Raw genomic sequence first — 13976 nt, forward strand, 5'->3', positions numbered from 1 at the left:
GCAACTTCGCGTAACGGGCGGGCACTTCCGCGCGTCTCTGCACTCACAATGAAAGCCTGGCGCGCCCCATTGCCTTGCGCATCCGGTCCATTTCAAAGGTCATTGCCATGAACACTCCAGCCGCTTCTGTCACCTTCCGCCGCTCTCGCGCCTGCGCGGGCGTGTTGCTGAGCGCAGGGTTTCTGCTGGCCGGTTGTAACTCCATCGGCGTCGGCATCGGGGTGCCGCTCGGCCCGTTTTCCATCGGCGTGGGCGTGGGTTCGGGCGGCGTCAGCGCCGGCGTGGGCACCGGGGTGGGCCCGGTCGGTGTGGGTGTGGGTGTGAACCAGCGTGGCCAGGTCAGCGCAGGTGCCGGGGTGGGCGTCGGCACCCAGATCGGGAACAGCAACGCCCGTGTGGGCGTGGGTGTAGGCACGAGCAGCGTGATCTACGACCCCAACGACCCGAAGCAAAAGCGGGCTGGCGGCGAAGTCGCGCCCTGACAGACGAGGGGGCGTTGGCCCAGGAACACCGCGGAACCGGCTTTGCCGGGCCGCAGGTGTTGCCCCCTGGAGGGGGTGGCGCGAAGCGCCGCGGGGGTGTACTCAGACCAAAGTGATAGTGACATCAATGTTGCCACGCGTGGCATTGGAGTACGGGCAGACCTTGTGTGCGGTGTCCACCAGGTCTTGTGCCACAGCGCGGTCCATGCCCGGCAGGCTCACGGCCAGGCGAGCAGCAATGCCGAATCCGGCCGGGATCGGGCCAATGTCCACTTCCGCGTCGATGGACGCATCGGCGGGAACAGCCACCTTTTTCATGCCCGCCACGTGCTTGAGCGCACCCATGAAGCATGCCGAATAACCGGCGGCGAACAGTTGCTCGGGGTTGGTCGCGTTGCCGGCGCCGCCCATCACCTTGGGTGGGGACAGCTTCACGTCGAGCAGGCCGTCGTCGGTGCGCGAAGTGCCTTCGCGGCCACCGGTGGTGTGGGCGCGGGCGGTGTAGACAACTTTTTCGAGGGAAGTGGGCATGGTGTGGCTCCTTGGGTTGAACGCTTGCGAACAAGCGGGGTGAAAAACGGGGTGAAAAAACGGGGTTGAAATCAGGCGGTGAGGCGGTCGCGCAATGCCTGCACCTGGCGGGTCAGGTTCAGCACTTCCGACAGATCGCATTGCGTGGCCTGCAGCACGCAGCCAGGGATGCGGGCGGCGCGTGCCTTGAGCTTGCGGCCGGTGGCGGTGAGGCGGATCAGCACACGCCGCTCGTCCTGCACATCGCGAAGGCGGGTTACCAGTTCAGCGGATTCGAGCCGCTTGAGCAGGGGCGTGAGGGTGCCGGAATCGAGGTGCAGGCGGTCTCCCAGCTCGGAGACCGTCACACCATCGGTTTCCCAGAGCACCAGCATGGCCAGGTACTGCGGGTAGGTCAGGCCAAGGTCTTCCAGCAGGGGCTTGTAGAGCTTGGTCATGGCCAGCGAGGCTGAGTACAGCGCGAAGCACAACTGGTGGTCGAGCTGCAGGGCCTGATCGGTGGAGATGCGTGGCGTGTTCATGAGGCTGAACTTTAGCCAACAATTAAATTGTTCACAATTTAATCGCTAACAACCTTGTTGGCGTGCGGGGCTTTCATGCGCCTTTCACAATCAAGCCACCAGAGGCGATCCCTGCATTTCCTCGATCTGCTCCACCAGCATGTCCACCTGACCTTGCCAGTAGTCACGCGTGCCAAACCAGGGGAAGTTGATGGGGAAGGCGGGGTCGTCCCATCGGCGCGCGATCCACGCGCTGTAGTGGATCAGGCGCAAGGTGCGGAGCGGTTCGATGAGTGCGAGTTCGCGCCGGTCGAAAGGTCGGAACTGTTCGTAGCCGTCGATCAGCGCGCCCAGTTGCTGGTTCTGCTGACGGCGATCGCCGGACAGCAGCATCCAGATGTCCTGCACGGCCGGGCCAGTGCGCGCGTCGTCCAGGTCCACGAAATGCGGGCCAGCGCCAGGCTGACCTTCGGGCGTCCAGAGGATGTTGCCGGGGTGGCAGTCGCCGTGCAGGCGGATACGCGCAATGCCGTCTTCTTCCAGCGGCGCACCAGGTCTCAGCGTGGCATGGGCTTCAATCAGGGCCAGCGCTTCGTCCAGTGCGGCGGTCCATGCCGTGCGCACCTCGGGAGCAACGGCGGCGTGGTCCAGAAGCCAGTCGCGAGGTTCGCGTGCGAAGCTCGCGGTATCCAGCGCCGGGCGCTGGGCAAACGGCCGCGCGGCACCCACGCTGTGAATGCGCGCGAGGAAGCGGCCGATCCATTCCAGCACCTCGAAATTGTCGAGCTCGGGCCGGCGCCCGCCACGGCGGGGGCTGACCGAAAAGGCGAAGCCACCGAAGTGGTGCAGGGTCTCGCCGTTCAGGCGCAAGGGCGGCACGGCAGGAATCTCGGCCGCCACCAGTTCCTCGGCAAAAGCGTGCTCCTCGGCAATCTGGGCATCGCTCCAGCGATCGGGTCGGTAGAACTTGGCCACCACCTGCTCATGACCCTCCACCGGCGATTCCAGATGAATCTGGTACACGCGGTTCTCGAAGCTGTTGAGAGCGGCCATGCGCCCGTCGCCCCACAGCCCCACATGGGCCAGTGCGTCCTGCACCACGTCGGGGGTGAGGAGGCTGTAGGGATGTGTGCGGTGCGGGTCGGAGGTCATGCGCGATTGTCGCTGCTGGCCCCGAGGCCCCTCCCCTATGATTGGCCCATGGTGAAACACAAGGTGAACGCGCGACCCGCGCCCACGCTGCAGGAACAGTTGCCCGAACTTCGGGCGGGCCAGTCGGTGGCGCTGTTGCAGGAGCTGCACATCCTCACCCGCGAGGGCAAGCTCAACCAGGACACGCGGCGCAAACTCAAACAGGTGAATCACCTGGTGCAGTTCATCGAGCCGCTGCTGGCCGAGGTGCTCGCCGCGCGCGGCGATGTGACGCTGGCCGATCACGGCGCGGGCAAGTCGTACCTCGGCTTCATCCTCTACGACCTGTTCTTCAAGGACAAGACCACCGGGCGTGTGACGGGTGTGGAAACGCGCGCCGAACTGGTGGAAAAATCGCGCGAACTGGCGGCGCGCCTGGGCTTCGAGCGCATGGACTTTCTGGCCACCACCGTGCAGCAGGCGCTGAGCCATCCCGATCTGCCTGCGCGCATCGACGTGGTGACCGCGCTGCATGCCTGCGACACCGCGACCGACGATGCGATTGCCTTCGGTCTGGCCAAGGACGCCAGCCACCTGGTGCTGGTGCCGTGTTGCCAGGCCGAGGTGGCCGGCGTCATGAAGAAACACAAGGCGCTGAGCCTGGCGCGCACGCCGCTGGCCGAGCTGTGGCGCCATCCGCTGCACACGCGCGAGTTTGGGAGCCAGATCACCAATGTGCTGCGCTGTCTTCAGCTCGAGGCACATGGTTACAGTGTCACGGTGACGGAGCTCGTGGGGTGGGAGCATTCCATGAAGAACGAGTTGATTCTGGCCCGTAGAATGGCCGAAGATCGAACCGGCGCCCGCGAGCGGGCCCGGCAGCGGTTGCAGCAGGTGCTCGAAGAACTGAACCTTCAGGAACTCTCGCAGCGCTTCGCCGTTTGACTGTGTGGCGGCAAGGTCCGCTCTGTTCACAGCCAATCGGCGCAACACCCCCATAACCATTCCAGGAGCACCCGCCCATGGTTACCGATTTCGATTTCCTGCTGCAGTCCATTGCATGGCCGCTGGTGCTGCTGCTGGCGTGGTTCGTGGCAGAACGCGTTCACGCAACCTGGCACCTGCCACGCGTCACCAGTTATGTGGCTGTGGGGCTGGTGGGCAGCCTCGTCAACCTGCCCGGGCTCACCGTGGCCGTGCCCGGGCTGGACTTTCTGGCCAACGTGGCGCTCTCGCTGGTGCTGTTTGAACTCGGCTACCGCATCAATCTTCGCTGGTTCCGCCACAACCCGTGGGTGCTGGTGCTCGGCGTGGTGGAGTCCCTGATCACCTTTGGCGCCATCTACTGGGTCACCGGCTGGTTCGATCTGGAGACCGACATGCGCCTCATCATCGCGGCCCTGTCGGTATCGGCGTCGCCCGCCGGCGTGCTGCGCGTGGCCAACGAACTGCGCAGCGCCGGCCAGGTGACCGAGCGCGTGCTGCACCTTTGCGCCATCAACTGCATGGTCTCGGTGTTGCTGCTGAAAATGGTGGTGGGCTACTGGTACCTCAACAACTCGGGCGATCTGGTGCTCGCAGCCTTTGGCAGCATCCATGTGGTGGGCACGTCGGTGGCGGTGGGAGCCTTGCTGGGTGTGGCAGTGCCCTGGCTGCTGAGCCGCGCCAGCACGCACGAACGCGGCGTCACGGTGGTGTTTGCGCTCTCCGTGCTGCTGCTCACCACGGCGGCCTATGGCCTCAAGCTCTCGCCGCTTCTCGCCGCGCTCACGTTCGGCATCGTGGCGCGCGAGCGCCGTGTGCACCTCACCAATGCCCAGCGCGACTTCGGCACCGCCGGTGACCTGCTTTCCATCTTCCTGTTCGTCTACATCGCCTCGCTGCTGGACTGGGCCGATGTGGGAACCGGCATGTTGCTCGGTCTTGTGCTCATCGCCGTGCGCGCGGCTTCCAAGGTGGGCTGCAACCTGTTTGCCGCACGCCTGTCGGGCATCACCGAACGCAAGGGCTTGCTCACTGGCCTCGCCCTCACACCGATGTCGGCCTTTGCGATTCTGCTGCTGGAGCAGAGCCGGCTCTACGGGTTTGCGCCGGCGGTGCAGGTGCTTTCCATCATGGCCGGCATGATGCTGCTGCAGGAGCTGCTCGGCCCCCTGGTGACGCAGCGCGCGCTGATGGCCGCGCATGAAACCCATGTGACCAAGGAGTAAGCCATGCCTTTGGAAACCTTCAAGTCCTCCGACTCGCTCACCATGGGCGTCGAGCTCGAGCTGCAGCTCGTCAACACCTACGACCTCGACCTCTCCAGCAGCGCCAATGACCTGCTCGAGCTGCTGCGCCGCAAGCCCTTCCCGGGGGTGGTCACACCCGAGATGACGCAGAGCATGATCGAGATCGCCACCGACGTGCAGCGCGAGCATGGCCCGCTGCTGGCTCAGCTGCAGCAGATCCGCGACACGCTGGTGACCGCCGGCGACCGCCTCAACATCGAGATTGCGGGCGGTGGCACGCACCCTTTCCAGCGCTGGTTCGAGCAGCGCATTTTCTCCAAGCCGCGATTCCAGGAGCTGTCGGGGCTGTACGGTTACCTGGCCAAGCAGTTCACCGTGTTCGGCCAGCACGTGCACATCGGCTGCTCCAGCGCAGACGAAGCGCTGTTCCTGCTGCATTCGCTCAACCGCTACGTGCCGCACTTCATTGCGCTGTCGGCGTCCTCGCCGTTTTCGCAAGGCGTGGACACGCTGTTCGACTCCGCTCGCCTGAATTCGGTGTTCGCCTTCCCGCTCAGCGGCCGCGCGCCCTTTGTGCTGAGCTGGGAGGAGTTCGCCAACGTCTACTTCACCAAGATGGAATCCACCGGCGTGGTGAAGTCCATGAAGGACTTTTACTGGGACATCCGGCCCAAGCCTGAGTACGGCACCATCGAGCTGCGGGTGTGCGACACGCCGCTGACGGTGGAGCGCGCCGCGGGCCTCGCGTGTTATCTGCAGGCGCTGTGCCGGCACCTGCTGGAGCGCAGGGAACTACCGCCCGAAGAAGACGACTACCTCGTCTACACCTACAACCGTTTTCAAGCCTGTCGCTTTGGGCTGGACGGCATGATGGTCAACCCCAAGACACGCGAGCAGATCAGCATCCGGGAAGACATCCTGGCCACGCTGCGGCACCTGGGGCACCACGGCCAGGCACTGAACTCCATGGCCGCGCTGGACGAGATCGAGCGCACCGCGGCGCGCGTGGGTAACCACGCCACGTTCCTGCGCAATCGGTACAAGGAAAGCGGCAGCGTGCAGTCGGTGGTGCGGGCGAGTGTGGAGGCCCTGCGGCTCGGCCCGTGATGGATGTCACGAACCGGGCGTAGGGCAATCGCACGGGGTGTCAGCGAAGTTCCTACAGCGTGAATGGGGGTGCGCCGACTTAACGTCGACGAAGGCGGCGAATACAGTTTGTTTCATCGAGACCGACTTGTTTCACACCTTCAGGAAGCCCACCATGTCCACCACCGCCACCCGCCTCAACCCCTTCGTCCTGATGCTCGATCCCGAAGCCGTGATCAGCGCCATGGAAACCAGCGCCACCCTGCGCGGTATTCGCAGCCGCATCTGCCGCCCGCTGGACAAGCCCCTCATTCCCAAGATCTTCGATACGGACGCACGTGAATTCGACGCCGTGATCGAGGCCGAAGACTTCATGGATTCGGGCAGCGAGCTGTATTGCGAGGCGCAGCCTGCGCTCGCAGCGGTTCACTGAAACCTAGCGCGAAAATCTCTTGCGTGTAAGCGCGAGCGCCAGCCAGAACCCTCCTGCGGTGTAGACCAGCAGCACGGCCCCATGCAGCCAGGGCTGCGCAGGCCACTGGTCCATGAACAGAGGTCGCACCAGTTCCACCGCGCTGGTCAATGGCAGCCAGTCCGAAAGGTGGCGCACCACCGCTGGCAACTGTTCACGCGGAAAGAACACACCCGAGAGAAACATCATGGGCGTGAGGAACAGCGTGAAGTAGTAGGTGAAGAAGTCGTAGCCCTTGGCCAGGGCATTGAACACCAGGGCGATGCACGAGAACGTGATGCCCACCCCCAGCAGCACCGGCCAGGCCAGGAACAGCTTGGGTGAATGGCTGATGCCCAGCGCAAGCATCACCACCATGATGGCCGTCACCGAAAACAAGGCCTTGAACCCGGCCCACAACATTTCGGCCAGCACCACGTCGTCCAGGCTCACCGGCGCGTTCATGATGCCGTCCCAGGTTTTCTGCACGTGCATGCGCGAGAAGGCGGAGTACAGCGCTTCAAAGGTGGCGGCGTTCATGGCGCTCATGCAGATGCTGCCACTGGCCAGGAACAGGATGTAGGGCACGGCCACGTTGCCTTGCGGCGTGCTCATGCTCACCTGCCCGACCAGCGCACCCATGCCATAGCCAAACGCGATCAGCCACATCAGCGGCTCGGCGATGTTGCCCACCAGGCTCGGGATGGCAAGCTTCTTCCAGACCAGCAGGTTGCGCAGGAACACGGGCCACCAGCGCATGGACAAACGCGGTGGCGAAAAGTGAGAGGGGGAGCGGGGCAGTGTGGTGGTCGTGTTCATGGTCTATCCGTCCTCCCGAATCTGCCGGCCGGTGAGCTTCAGGAACAGATCTTCCAGGTTGGCTGGGCGGTGCAGGGCACGCAGGTGGTGGTGGTGCTCGCCCAGCGCCGCCAGCAGTGGCATAGCCTGCGCGGTGTAGAAGAACACGGTTTCGCCGCTCACCTCCACGCGGGCCGCCAGCGCGCGCAGCGCGGCGTGTTCATCGGCCTGGGCCAGCGCGAGCGCGCCGTTGCCATAGACCTCCACCACGTCGGGTTCCAGGTGCTGCGCGATCAGCTCGCGCGGCCGGCCTTCGGCGATCTTGCGGCCGTGGTCCAGCACCAGCAGTCGCGAGCACAGGCGTTCGGCCTCGTCCATGAAGTGCGTGGTCAGCAGGATGCTCTTGCCCTGCTGCAACAGCAGTTGCAGCCGCTCCCACATCAGGTGGCGCGCCTGCGGGTCCAGGCCGGTGGTGGGCTCGTCGAGCATGAGCAGCCTGGGGTCGTTCACCAGCGCGCGCGCCAGCGAAAGGCGCCGTTTCATGCCGCCCGAAAGCTCACCGGGTTTCGCATCGGCCTTGTGAGAGAGCGCGGCGAATTCCAGCAATTTCGGAATGCGCGACTGGATCAAGGCCTTGGGCAGACCGAAGTAGCGGCCGTAGACCAGCAGGTTCTCGGCGCAGGAAAAGTCGGGGTCCAGCGTGTCCATCTGGCTCACCACACCAAGCTGGGCCTTGATGGTGAGGGCATCGCGCGGCATGTCCATGCCGAAGGCGGTGATGCTGCCGGCGTCGGGCGCGGTCAGACCCAGGCACATGCGGATGGTGGTGGTCTTGCCCGCGCCATTGGGGCCGATCACGCCCAGGCATTCGCCGGGTTCGATGGAGAAGCTCAGGTCGTCCACCACGGTGTTGTCGCCGTAGCGTTTGACCAGGTGGTGGCTCTCGAACAGGGTGGGATTCATGTGCCGGCATTGTGCCCTCACGCCCGGTGCCCGCAAGGACCGGCCCCTACAATGCGGGGCTGCCCGCCAGGGTCTTGTCACACCGTCCAGTTTGCCCATGTCCTTCGCCGTTTCCCTGCAATACGTTTTCCCGAAGCGCGCGCTCACTGTGTTCGGTGGCTGGGTCGCCAATGGCCGCTGGGGCGCCATCACACAGTGGATCATCCGGCGCTTCATCCGCAAGTACCGGGTGAACATGGCCGAGGCTGCGAACCCGGACCCCAAGGCCTACGGCAGCTTCAACGAGTTCTTCACCCGGGCCCTGCGCACCGATGCGCGCCCTGTGGCTAATGTGGCCTTCGTGTGCCCGGTGGATGGCGCCATCAGCCAGTTTGGCGTCATCGCACGCGACCAGATCTACCAGGCCAAGGGCCACACCTACAGCACGCGTGCGCTGGTGGGTGGCGACGCCGATCTGGCCGCGTTGTTCGACGACGGCGCCTTCGCCACCATCTACCTCAGCCCCAAGGACTACCACCGCATCCACATGCCTATGGATGCCACGCTGCGCCGCATGATCCACGTGCCGGGCGATCTGTTCTCGGTGAACCCGGCCACAGCGCAGGGCGTGCCCGGGCTGTTTGCGCGCAACGAGCGCGTGGTGTGCGTGTTTGACATGAAGGTGGGCGAGACCACGCTGCCTTTTGTGCAGGTGCTGGTGGGCGCCACCATCGTCGGCAGCATGGCCACCACCTGGCATGGCGTGGTGAATCCGCCGCGGCCCGATGACGTGCGCGAGTGGAGCTACGACGACGCGCCGGTGCACCTGCAGCAAGGCGAAGAAATGGGCCGCTTCCTGCTGGGCTCTACCGTGGTGCTGCTCTGGCCGCGCGACACCATCGCCTTCAATCCCGACTGGGCGCCCGAAGCCGCCGTGAAGATGGGCGAGCCCATGGGCGACGCCTTGTAAAACACTTTCAGGAACCTCCATGACCACGCTCGGAACCCCGCTCTCTCCCTCCGCCACCCGCGTCATGTTGCTCGGCTCGGGTGAGCTGGGCAAGGAAGTGCTGATTGCGCTGCAGCGCCTGGGGGTGGAGACCATTGCGGTGGACCGCTACGAGAACGCGCCGGGTCACCAGGTGGCGCACCACGCGCGCACCATCACCATGAGTGACCCGGCGCAGTTGAAGGCCCTCATCGAGGCCGAGCGCCCGCACCTGGTGGTGCCCGAGATCGAGGCCATCGCCACGCCCATGCTGCAGGAGCTCGAAGCCGCTGGCGTGGTGCGCGTGATCCCCACCGCCCGCGCCGCGCGCCTCACCATGGACCGCGAAGGCATCCGCCGGCTGGCGGCAGAAACGCTGGGGCTGCCGACCAGCCCCTACAAATTCTGCGATTCGCTGGACGAACTGCAGGCGGCCATCGACTCCGGCATTGGCTATCCCTGCATCGTGAAGCCGGTCATGAGCAGCAGCGGCAAAGGCCAGAGCAAGATCGACGGCCCGGCGGACGTTAAGAAGGCTTGGGACTACGCCATGTCGGGCGGCCGCGTTGGGCCGGGCCGGATCATCGTGGAAGGCTTCATCGATTTCGATTACGAGATCACGCAGCTCACCGTGCGCGCGCTCGGCGCCGATGGTCAGGTGGAAACGCACTTCTGCGATCCCATCGGCCATGTGCAGGTGAGCGGCGACTATGTGGAGAGCTGGCAGCCGCACCCCATGACGCCGGCCGCGCTGCAGAAATCGCGCGACATCGCCAAGGCCGTCACCGACGACCTGGGTGGCCAGGGGCTCTTCGGCGTGGAACTGTTCGTCAATGGCGATCAGGTGTGGTTCAGCGAAGTGAGCCCGCGCCCGCACGACACCGGCATGGTGACCATGATCACCCAGTGGCAGAACGAATTCGAGCTGCACGCGCGCGCCATTCTGGGCCTGCCGGTCTCTACCGCGCTCAAGAGCCCGGGCGCCAGCGCCGTCATCTACGGCGGCGTGGAAGCGCGCGGCATTGCCTTCGACGGGGTGGACGAGGCCGTGCGCGTGCCGCAGACCGAGATCCGCCTGTTCGGCAAGCCCGAGAGTTTCACCAAGCGCCGCATGGGCGTGGCCCTGGCCTTTGATGCCGACGTGGAAAAGGCGCGCACGCAGGCCAAGCTGGCGGCCTCGAAGGTGAAGCCGCGCCGGGCTTGAACGCCTGGGGCTGGGTTTTTTTGCATCCGGCTGCATCCAAACGCCACGCTGGGGCGTAGTGGAAGCAGTGGCGCTGTTTTTGCGCCGCTGCCCACAACCCACCATCGAGGAGCTTCCCCATGATCTTCAAGACCACCCTGGCCGCCGCTGCGGCGCTCGCCCTGACCGCCTGTGCCTCCCAAATGGGCTCCAATATGAGCAGTTCCACCAGGAACACCCCCTCCATGGGCAGCCCCACCACGGGCATGCCCGCCATGATGTATTCGCAGGCCAGCCTGCCCGATGCCGTGAAGGTTCCCGCAGGCAACCGCGTGGCCATGGAAACCGTCGGTGTGGGCCAGATCACTTACGAATGCCGCGTCAAGGCCAACATGCCCGGCCAGTTTGAATGGGTGTTCGTTGGCCCCGATGCCAAGCTGATGGACCGCAGCGGCAAGCAGGTGGGCAAGTACTATGGCCCGCCCGCCACCTGGGAAGCGATGGACGGCTCCAAGTTCACCGCCACCCAGCTGGCTGTGGCACCCGGCGGCGACGGCAACATCCCCCTGCAACTTGTGAAGGCCAACCCCGCCATGGGCATGGGCGCCATGAGCGGCGTGACCTACACCCAGCGCGTGGCCACCAAGGGCGGCGTTGCACCGGCCATGGCCTGCGGCGCCTCCAACATGGGTGCGAAGCAGATCGTGCAATACCAGGCCGACTACATCTTCTACAAGGCTTCCTGATCGGTCTTCGGCTAGTATGGCCGGCAGTCCCGGGGCCTGGCGCCACATGGCGCCGGGCCCCGCTTCTTCCGCCCTGCTGGTCCTAGCCGCCCTTGCCGCCCACCGCCTCCGAACCGTTCGATCACGATGCCGCCCTGGCCGCCTGCGCGCGGGGCGATCGTGCGGCCTTGCGCAGCCTTTACGAGCGCGAAGGCCGCTACCTGTTGGGCGTGGCCTTGCGCATCGTGCGCGACCGCGCCACTGCCGAAGACGTGTTGCACGACGCATTCATGAACATCTGGACCCAGGCCGCCAGCTTCGATGCCAGCCGCGGCGCGGGCCGTGGCTGGATGTACGGCATCGTGCGCCACCGTGCGCTCGATGCGGTGCGTGCCGGTGCCCGCAACGTGTCGGCCGATGAAGACGACATGGACGCGCTGCAGACCGAAGATGCCCCTGCAGCACCCGACATGGCCGAAGCCTTCGCCCTGCACGCCGACCTCGGCCGGCTCGACGACTGCCTGGCCCGCCTGGACACGCCCAAGCGCAACTGCGTGCTCTACGCCTACCTCGACGGCTGCACCCACCCCGAAATCGCCGAGCGCCTGGGCGCGCCGCTGGGCTCGGTGAAGGCCTGGATTCGCCGCGGGCTGGCCTCGCTGCGGGAGTGTCTGGCATGAGCACGCGGGATCACGACGACATCGACGCGCTGGCCTCGGCGTATGTGCTCGGAACGCTGTCGTCCGCGCGTCGTCGTGAGGTGCAGGATCGTCTGCCGAACGACGCCATGCTGCGCACCGCCGTCGACGCATGGGAAGCCCGCCTGCTGCCGCTCACCGCGCTGGTCGAACCGGTGGAGCCCACGGCCGCGCTGTGGTCGAGAATCGAGCAATCGCTGCCGCCCGCCGCGTCACGTGCACAGGTTCACACCAGCGCGTGGCAGAACTGGTGGCGCAGCATCAACTTCTGGCGCGCCGTGGCCGCCACTGGCTTTGTGGCCGCTTCCGTGGCGGTGCTGCTGCCGTCCACCGGCTTGTTCGCGCCCGCCGCACCGCAATACATGGTGGTGCTCGTGGCGCCCAACGGCACCGCGCCGGGCTGGGTGGTGCAGACCAGCGGGCGCGACACGCTGCGCCTGGTGCCGCTGGGGACCACGGCCGTGCCCGAGCAGCGATCGCTGCAGTTCTGGACCAAGGCCGACGACTGGAATGCCCCGGTTTCCCTGGGCCTGGTGCAACCCGGCCAGCCGCTCGAGGTGAAGCTCGACCAGCTGCCGCCACTCGTGCCCAACCAGTTGTTCGAGATCACCCTGGAGCCTTACGCCGGCTCGCCGACCGGGCGGCCGACCGGGCCCATTCTTTACATCGGGCGTGCGGTCAAGCTGACGTGAGCCCGGGGGCGCTCACTGGAACGCCACCTCCGCAAAACTCCGCAGCTTGCGGCTGTGCAGCTGGTCGGTGCCGCCTTCGCGCAGGATGTCGATGGCGCGGATGCCGATGCGCAGGTGCTGGTCGACCCGTTCGCGGTAGAAGTGGTTGGCCATGCCGGGCAGCTTGATCTCGCCGTGAAGGGGTTTGTCGCTCACGCAGAGCAGGGTGCCGTAGGGCACGCGGAAGCGGAAGCCATTGGCCGCGATGGTGGCGCTTTCCATGTCGAGCGCCACGGCGCGCGATTGCGAGAAGCGGCGCTGGGGCATGTTGTCGGGCAGCAGTTCCCAGTTGCGGTTGTCGGTGCTGGCCACGGTGCCGGTGCGCATGATGCGCTTGAGCTCGGCCGGCGGCACGCCCGTCACGTCGGCCACGGCGCCTTCCAGTGCGAGCTGGATCTCGGCCAGTGCGGGGATTGGCACCCACAGCGGCAGCTCTTCGTCGAGCACGTGGTCTTCGCGCACATAGGCGTGGGCCAGCACGTAGTCGCCCAGCTGCTGCGCGGTGCGCAGGCCGGCGCAGTGGCCAAGCATGAGCCAGGCGTGCGGGCGCAGCACGGCAATGTGGTCGGTGATGGTCTTGGCGTTGGCCGGGCCCACGCCGATGTTGACCATGGTGATGCCGCTGCGGTCGGCGCGCATGAGGTGGTAGGCGGGCATCTGAGGCAGGCGCGGAGGCGCATGGCCCAGGGCGTCGATGGGTTCGGCGGCGAGGCCTGTGCGGCGCATCACCACGTTGCCGGGCTCCACGAAGGCGATGTACTCGCTGTCGGGGTTGGCCATTTCCGCGTGGCCGAGCTTGATGAATTCGTCGATGTAGAACTGGTAGTTCGTGAACAGGACGAAGTTCTGGAACCACTCGGGCGCCGTGCCGGTGTAGTGGCGCAGGCGCTGCAGCGAGTAGTCGACGCGCGGGGCGGTGAACAGCGACAGCGGGTGTGCTTCCCCGGCCTTGGGCGCGTGCGTGCCGTTGGCAATGCCGTCGTCCATGGCGGTGAGGTCGGGCAGGTCGAACACATCGCGCATGAGGGCGCGGCGCGCCACATCCATGGCGCCTTCCACGTGGTCGTGTTCGGCAAACGAGAAGTGGATGGGGATGGGCTGGGTGCTGGTGCCCACCTCCAGCTCGCCACCGTGGTTGGCCAGCAGCAGGCTGAACTGCTGCAGGTAGTAGTCGTCGTACAGATCCGGGCGGGTGAGCGTGGTCTCGAAGCGGCCCGGGCCGGCCACGAAGCCGTAGCTCAGTTTCTTGATGGCGGGGCTGTCGGGGGCGGCGCCGCGCCGTGTGTTGCTGTGGGTGTGCAGCCGCACATACGGGTAGCAGGCGCGCACATGGGTGCTGGAGAAATCGCCGCCGGCCACGTAGTCGCGCATGGCCTGGCGCAAAAACTCGACGTTGTCCTGGTAAATCCGCTGGACCTGGGCCAGGGCCTGGGCGGGATCGGTGAAGACGAGGGGGGCGGTAAAGTCGGGCGTCTTGTGCATGGCGCTATTGTCACCTT

The 13976-nt window shown here is 65.9% G+C and carries 16 protein-coding genes; 10 read left to right on the forward strand and 6 right to left on the reverse strand.

What is annotated here, in order from left to right; genetic code table 11:
• Positions 1–107: 107 nt before the first annotated feature.
• Positions 108–482 carry a hypothetical protein gene (locus tag CAP37_RS15285; RefSeq protein ID WP_143435953.1) on the forward strand — a complete coding sequence of 125 codons (375 nt, stop codon included), beginning with the start codon at positions 108–110 and terminating at the stop codon, positions 480–482.
• Positions 483–584: 102 nt separating this feature from the next.
• Here CAP37_RS15285 and CAP37_RS15290 read toward each other — a convergent pair whose 3' ends face one another.
• The 3 genes from CAP37_RS15290 to CAP37_RS15300 all read right to left on the reverse strand — a co-directional run bounded on the left by CAP37_RS15290 (position 585) and on the right by CAP37_RS15300 (position 2665).
• Positions 585–1013, reverse strand: coding sequence for an organic hydroperoxide resistance protein (locus tag CAP37_RS15290; protein ID WP_086125106.1), 429 nt, complete (start codon positions 1011–1013; stop codon positions 585–587).
• A gap of 71 nt (positions 1014–1084) precedes the next feature.
• A complete protein-coding gene (locus tag CAP37_RS15295) occupies positions 1085–1534 on the reverse strand; it encodes a MarR family winged helix-turn-helix transcriptional regulator (protein ID WP_086125107.1) in 450 nt (149 codons plus the stop codon).
• A 90-nt stretch (positions 1535–1624) separates the two neighbouring features.
• Positions 1625–2665: a serine/threonine protein kinase gene (locus tag CAP37_RS15300; RefSeq protein WP_086125108.1), complete on the reverse strand. Its 1041-nt coding sequence runs from the start codon at positions 2663–2665 to the stop codon at positions 1625–1627.
• A gap of 48 nt (positions 2666–2713) precedes the next feature.
• Here CAP37_RS15300 and CAP37_RS15305 point away from each other — a divergent pair, with 48 nt between their 5' ends.
• The 4 genes from CAP37_RS15305 (at position 2714) to CAP37_RS15320 (ending at position 6394) form a co-directional block, all read left to right on the forward strand.
• Complete coding sequence (locus CAP37_RS15305) at positions 2714–3589, forward strand: SAM-dependent methyltransferase (protein ID WP_086125109.1); 876 nt, start codon at positions 2714–2716, stop codon at positions 3587–3589.
• A 77-nt stretch (positions 3590–3666) separates the two neighbouring features.
• Complete coding sequence (locus CAP37_RS15310; RefSeq protein ID WP_086125110.1) at positions 3667–4854, forward strand: cation:proton antiporter; 1188 nt, start codon at positions 3667–3669, stop codon at positions 4852–4854.
• 3 nt (positions 4855–4857) lie between these two features.
• Entirely contained in the window at positions 4858–5982 is a 1125-nt protein-coding gene (locus CAP37_RS15315) for a YbdK family carboxylate-amine ligase (protein ID WP_086125111.1), read from the forward strand.
• Positions 5983–6136: 154 nt separating this feature from the next.
• Positions 6137–6394, forward strand: a complete 258-nt coding sequence (locus CAP37_RS15320; RefSeq protein ID WP_179190246.1) for a hypothetical protein — start codon at positions 6137–6139, stop codon at positions 6392–6394.
• Between the two features lie 3 nt (positions 6395–6397).
• Here the strand turns inward: CAP37_RS15320 and CAP37_RS15325 are convergent, their stop codons facing one another.
• Together CAP37_RS15325 and CAP37_RS15330 are read right to left on the reverse strand one after the other, a co-directional pair.
• On the reverse strand, positions 6398–7231 hold the full coding sequence (locus CAP37_RS15325; RefSeq protein WP_086125112.1) for an ABC transporter permease: 834 nt from the start codon (positions 7229–7231) through the stop codon (positions 6398–6400).
• A 3-nt stretch (positions 7232–7234) separates the two neighbouring features.
• Entirely contained in the window at positions 7235–8173 is a 939-nt protein-coding gene (locus tag CAP37_RS15330) for an ATP-binding cassette domain-containing protein (RefSeq protein ID WP_086125113.1), read from the reverse strand.
• Between the two features lie 97 nt (positions 8174–8270).
• Between CAP37_RS15330 and asd the strand changes: the two genes are divergently transcribed.
• The 5 genes from asd (at position 8271) to CAP37_RS15355 (ending at position 12438) form a co-directional block, all read left to right on the forward strand.
• Entirely contained in the window at positions 8271–9122 is an 852-nt protein-coding gene (gene asd / locus CAP37_RS15335) for an archaetidylserine decarboxylase (RefSeq protein ID WP_086125114.1), read from the forward strand.
• Positions 9123–9141: 19 nt separating this feature from the next.
• A complete protein-coding gene (purT, locus tag CAP37_RS15340; RefSeq protein WP_086125115.1) occupies positions 9142–10344 on the forward strand; it encodes a formate-dependent phosphoribosylglycinamide formyltransferase in 1203 nt (400 codons plus the stop codon).
• A gap of 119 nt (positions 10345–10463) precedes the next feature.
• On the forward strand, positions 10464–11069 hold the full coding sequence (locus tag CAP37_RS15345) for a DUF3455 domain-containing protein (RefSeq protein WP_086125116.1): 606 nt from the start codon (positions 10464–10466) through the stop codon (positions 11067–11069).
• A gap of 92 nt (positions 11070–11161) precedes the next feature.
• Positions 11162–11728 carry a sigma-70 family RNA polymerase sigma factor gene (locus tag CAP37_RS15350; RefSeq protein ID WP_086125117.1) on the forward strand — a complete coding sequence of 189 codons (567 nt, stop codon included), beginning with the start codon at positions 11162–11164 and terminating at the stop codon, positions 11726–11728.
• Positions 11725–12438 carry an anti-sigma factor domain-containing protein gene (locus CAP37_RS15355; protein WP_086125118.1) on the forward strand — a complete coding sequence of 238 codons (714 nt, stop codon included), beginning with the start codon at positions 11725–11727 and terminating at the stop codon, positions 12436–12438. Before CAP37_RS15350 ends, CAP37_RS15355 begins: the two co-directional genes overlap by 4 nt.
• A gap of 12 nt (positions 12439–12450) precedes the next feature.
• On the opposite strand, the gene CAP37_RS15360 is transcribed toward CAP37_RS15355, so the two are convergent.
• Positions 12451–13959 carry an AMP nucleosidase gene (locus CAP37_RS15360; protein ID WP_086125119.1) on the reverse strand — a complete coding sequence of 503 codons (1509 nt, stop codon included), beginning with the start codon at positions 13957–13959 and terminating at the stop codon, positions 12451–12453.
• Between the last annotated feature and the right edge of the window lie 17 nt (positions 13960–13976).

The organism is Hydrogenophaga sp. IBVHS1 (assembly GCF_002127265.1).
In the GTDB taxonomy this organism is placed as follows: Bacteria; Pseudomonadota; Gammaproteobacteria; order Burkholderiales; family Burkholderiaceae_C; genus Hydrogenophaga.

Bases quoted from the DNA above. Each gene is read 5' to 3' on its own strand.
- CAP37_RS15285 (WP_143435953.1), top strand. From the start codon at position 108: ATGAACACTCCAGCCGCTTCTGTCACCTTCCGCCGCTCTCGCGCCTGC.
- CAP37_RS15290 (WP_086125106.1), bottom strand. From the start codon at position 1,013: ATGCCCACTTCCCTCGAAAAAGTTGTCTACACCGCCCGCGCCCACACC.
- CAP37_RS15295 (WP_086125107.1), bottom strand. From the start codon at position 1,534: ATGAACACGCCACGCATCTCCACCGATCAGGCCCTGCAGCTCGACCAC.
- CAP37_RS15300 (WP_086125108.1), bottom strand. From the start codon at position 2,665: ATGACCTCCGACCCGCACCGCACACATCCCTACAGCCTCCTCACCCCC.
- CAP37_RS15305 (WP_086125109.1), top strand. From the start codon at position 2,714: ATGGTGAAACACAAGGTGAACGCGCGACCCGCGCCCACGCTGCAGGAA.
- CAP37_RS15310 (WP_086125110.1), top strand. From the start codon at position 3,667: ATGGTTACCGATTTCGATTTCCTGCTGCAGTCCATTGCATGGCCGCTG.
- CAP37_RS15315 (WP_086125111.1), top strand. From the start codon at position 4,858: ATGCCTTTGGAAACCTTCAAGTCCTCCGACTCGCTCACCATGGGCGTC.
- CAP37_RS15320 (WP_179190246.1), top strand. From the start codon at position 6,137: ATGTCCACCACCGCCACCCGCCTCAACCCCTTCGTCCTGATGCTCGAT.
- CAP37_RS15325 (WP_086125112.1), bottom strand. From the start codon at position 7,231: ATGAACACGACCACCACACTGCCCCGCTCCCCCTCTCACTTTTCGCCA.
- CAP37_RS15330 (WP_086125113.1), bottom strand. From the start codon at position 8,173: ATGAATCCCACCCTGTTCGAGAGCCACCACCTGGTCAAACGCTACGGC.
- asd (WP_086125114.1), top strand. From the start codon at position 8,271: ATGTCCTTCGCCGTTTCCCTGCAATACGTTTTCCCGAAGCGCGCGCTC.
- purT (WP_086125115.1), top strand. From the start codon at position 9,142: ATGACCACGCTCGGAACCCCGCTCTCTCCCTCCGCCACCCGCGTCATG.
- CAP37_RS15345 (WP_086125116.1), top strand. From the start codon at position 10,464: ATGATCTTCAAGACCACCCTGGCCGCCGCTGCGGCGCTCGCCCTGACC.
- CAP37_RS15355 (WP_086125118.1), top strand. From the start codon at position 11,725: ATGAGCACGCGGGATCACGACGACATCGACGCGCTGGCCTCGGCGTAT.
- CAP37_RS15360 (WP_086125119.1), bottom strand. From the start codon at position 13,959: ATGCACAAGACGCCCGACTTTACCGCCCCCCTCGTCTTCACCGATCCC.